This window comes from Cellulomonas endophytica (assembly GCF_004123805.1).
GTDB lineage: Bacteria > Actinomycetota > Actinomycetes > Actinomycetales > Cellulomonadaceae > Cellulomonas > Cellulomonas endophytica.
The window spans coordinates 1-2,743 of the sequence record NZ_RWJX01000152.1; the positions used below are offsets into that span (position 1 = coordinate 1).

Consider the following 2,743-nt stretch of genomic DNA (forward strand, 5'->3'; position numbering starts at 1 on the left):
CCGATCTCCGGGCCGTCCGCCGGCGCCCCGGGGCCGGTGGCGCCCTGGCTGTCGGACCCGGTGCGGCCCCTGCCCGGCCACGCGCTGCGTGGGGACCTGCGCCGCCCGCGGGTGCCGCGGCGGGCCGTGCTCGGCTCGCTCGCGGGGGCCGGCGCGCTGGCCGCGGCGCTGTTCGCGCTCGGGGCCCGGCCCGCCGTCGTCCCCGGCGACCACCCCGGGGAGGCGCTGGACCTGCTCGCGCAGGTGCCGGGCACGACGACGGCCGCCGCGCTGCGGACGGGCGCCGCGGCCGACCTCGTCGGGCCGGGCGCCGTGGAGACCGCGGACGAGGCGCAGGCCGGCGTCCTCGAGGTCGGCGCCTGGCTGCGCGACCACGACTGGGCCTTCCCGGAGACCCTCCCCGCGGGCTGGGTCGTGACGCGCTGGGCGTGGGTCGCGGACGGCGACGCCCTCGAGGTCGACCTCGAGGGCCCCTCCGGCACGCCCGTCGTCCTGACGGAGCAGCAGGGCCGGCTCGACCTCAGCGCCCTCGAGGGTGCGCCTCTGGCGGACGTCGGGGGCCGGGACGTCCACGTCCTGGCGAGCGCGCCCTGGCACGGCGTGTGGCAGTCCGGCGACTGCGTCGTGCAGGTGCTGGCGCCCACGGAGGCGGACGCCGCCGCGCTCGTGGCCGCCATCCCGGCCGCGGCGTACGACGACGGGCTCGCCGCGCGGCTCGACCGCGGCTGGGGCACCGTCACCGCCGCGCTGGAGCGCCCGTGACCCCCGACGACCGGCCGCCGGCCGCCGCGGGCTTCGCGCCGCCGCACGTGCCCGCCCGCCCCGCCCCGCCCGCCGTGCCGGTCCCGCCCGCCGTGCCGGTCCCGCCCGCCGTGCCGGTCCCGCCCGACGTGCCGGTCGCGGGCACGGACCCGGCCGGGCACGACACGCCCCCGCTGGACGTCCTGGCGGTCCTCGCCACCGCCCCGGGGCGCGCGACGCGGACCGGCCGGCCCGGCGCCGACGCCGTCGACGTGTGGCCCTCGCCCACGCTGCGGCGTGCGGACGGTGCCGCTCGCCCCGACGGCCCGTCCAGCCCGGCCGACGAGGGCACGGCCGACGAGGGCCCGGGCGACGAGCGCACGGCCGACGAGGGCCCGGGCGCCCCCGGCGGTGGCGGGACGCCCGCCGACGTGCCCCTCCTGCGGGTGCGGGGCCGGGGTCGCCGGCGCCGGCGGGTGCCGCTGGCGGCGTTCGTCGTGGGGCTCCTCGTCGCGCTGCTCGCCGGCGCGGCGGGCGGGGTGCTCGCGCAGCGCCTGGGGCCGGAGGCGCGGCCGGCCGACGCGGCCCTGCCGGTGTCCCGGACGGCGGCCGACCCCGTGGACCGCAGCCGCGACCCGGGCTCCGTCGCGGGGATCGCCGCCACGGTGCTGCCCAGCGTCGTCTCCCTCCAGGTCCGCACGGCCCAGGGCACCGCGACGGGCTCCGGCTTCGTGCTGCGCCAGGACGGCTACGTGCTGACGAACAACCACGTCGTCGCGGGCGCGGACGACGGGCCCGGCGCCATCGTCGTCGTCCTGGCGGACGGGTCCCACGAGGACGCCGCGCTCGTGGGCGCCACGACGGAGTACGACCTCGCCGTGGTGCGGATCGACGTGCAGGGCCTCGTGCCGCTCGCGCTCGGGGACTCGGACGCGGTCGCGGTGGGCGACCCCGTGGTGGCCGTCGGCGCGCCGCTGGGCCTGGAGGGCACGGTGACGACCGGCATCGTCAGCGCCCGCGACCGGCCCGTCACGGCCGGCACCACGGAGGCGGCCTTCATCAACGCCCTCCAGACGGACGCCGCCATCAACCCGGGCAACTCCGGCGGGCCCCTCGTCGACGCGGCCGGCGAGGTCATCGGCGTCAACACCGCGATCGCGCAGGCGGCGGGCGGCGGCGGCGGGGCGACGGGCAGCATCGGGCTGGGCTTCGCCATCCCCTCGAACCAGGCGCGCCGCACGGCCGAGCAGCTCATCGAGACCGGCCGGGCCACCTACCCGCTCCTCGGGGTCCTGCTCGACCAGACCTACGAGGGCGAGGGCGTCCGCGTCGCGACCGGCCCCGCGGAGGACGGCACCCCGCCCGTCACCCCGGACGGCCCCGCGGAGCGCGCCGGCGTGCGCCCGGGCGACGTGATCCTCGCGCTCGACGGCCGCCCGCTGACGGAGCCCGACGAGCTCGTCGTCGGTGTCCGTGCCCGTACGCCGGGGGAGGGCGTCGTCCTGCGGGTGCGGACCGGGGAGGAGGAGCGGGACGTGCGCGTCGTCCTCTCCGAGTCCGGCAGCCGGCCCTGAGCCGACGGGTAGCCTGACGCCGTGTTCGACATCAACGGGGGCGAGTGGCTCGTGCTCCTCCTCGTCGCCGTGGTCGTCATCGGCCCCGAGCGCCTGCCCGCCTTCGCGGAGCAGCTCGCCGGGTGGGTGCGCGGGGCGCGGCGGTTCCTCCGGGACGCGAAGCAGCGGGTCGACGAGGAGCTCGGCGAGGAGGCCCGCGACATCGACTGGGCCTCCCTCGACCCGCGGCAGTACGACCCCCGGCGCATCGTGCGCGAGGCCCTGCTCGAGGACCTGCCGGCGCGCCCCTCGCCGACGAACCCCCGCGGCGGTGGCGTGTCCCGCGCGGCGGCCGGGGCCACCGCGGCCGCCGCCGGGGCCGCGGCCGGGGGCACCCCGGCCGGGACCCCCGGCGGTGCGACGACGACCGGCCCGCGGTCGTCCGCCCG

Annotated in this window: 3 protein-coding genes; all 3 read left to right on the forward strand. The window is 80.7% G+C overall.

Features of this window, described 5'->3' with window-relative positions:
- A partial coding sequence (locus EJA20_RS18920; protein WP_164984073.1) for a hypothetical protein occupies positions 1–762 on the forward strand: 762 nt, incomplete at its 5' end.
- Positions 759–2,315, forward strand: coding sequence for a S1C family serine protease (locus tag EJA20_RS18350; RefSeq protein ID WP_240675644.1), 1,557 nt, complete (start codon positions 759–761; stop codon positions 2,313–2,315). The genes EJA20_RS18920 and EJA20_RS18350, both read left to right, overlap by 4 nt.
- A gap of 21 nt (positions 2,316–2,336) precedes the next feature.
- On the forward strand, positions 2,337–2,743 hold a 407-nt coding region (locus EJA20_RS18355), incomplete at its 3' end, for a twin-arginine translocase TatA/TatE family subunit (RefSeq protein WP_129339937.1).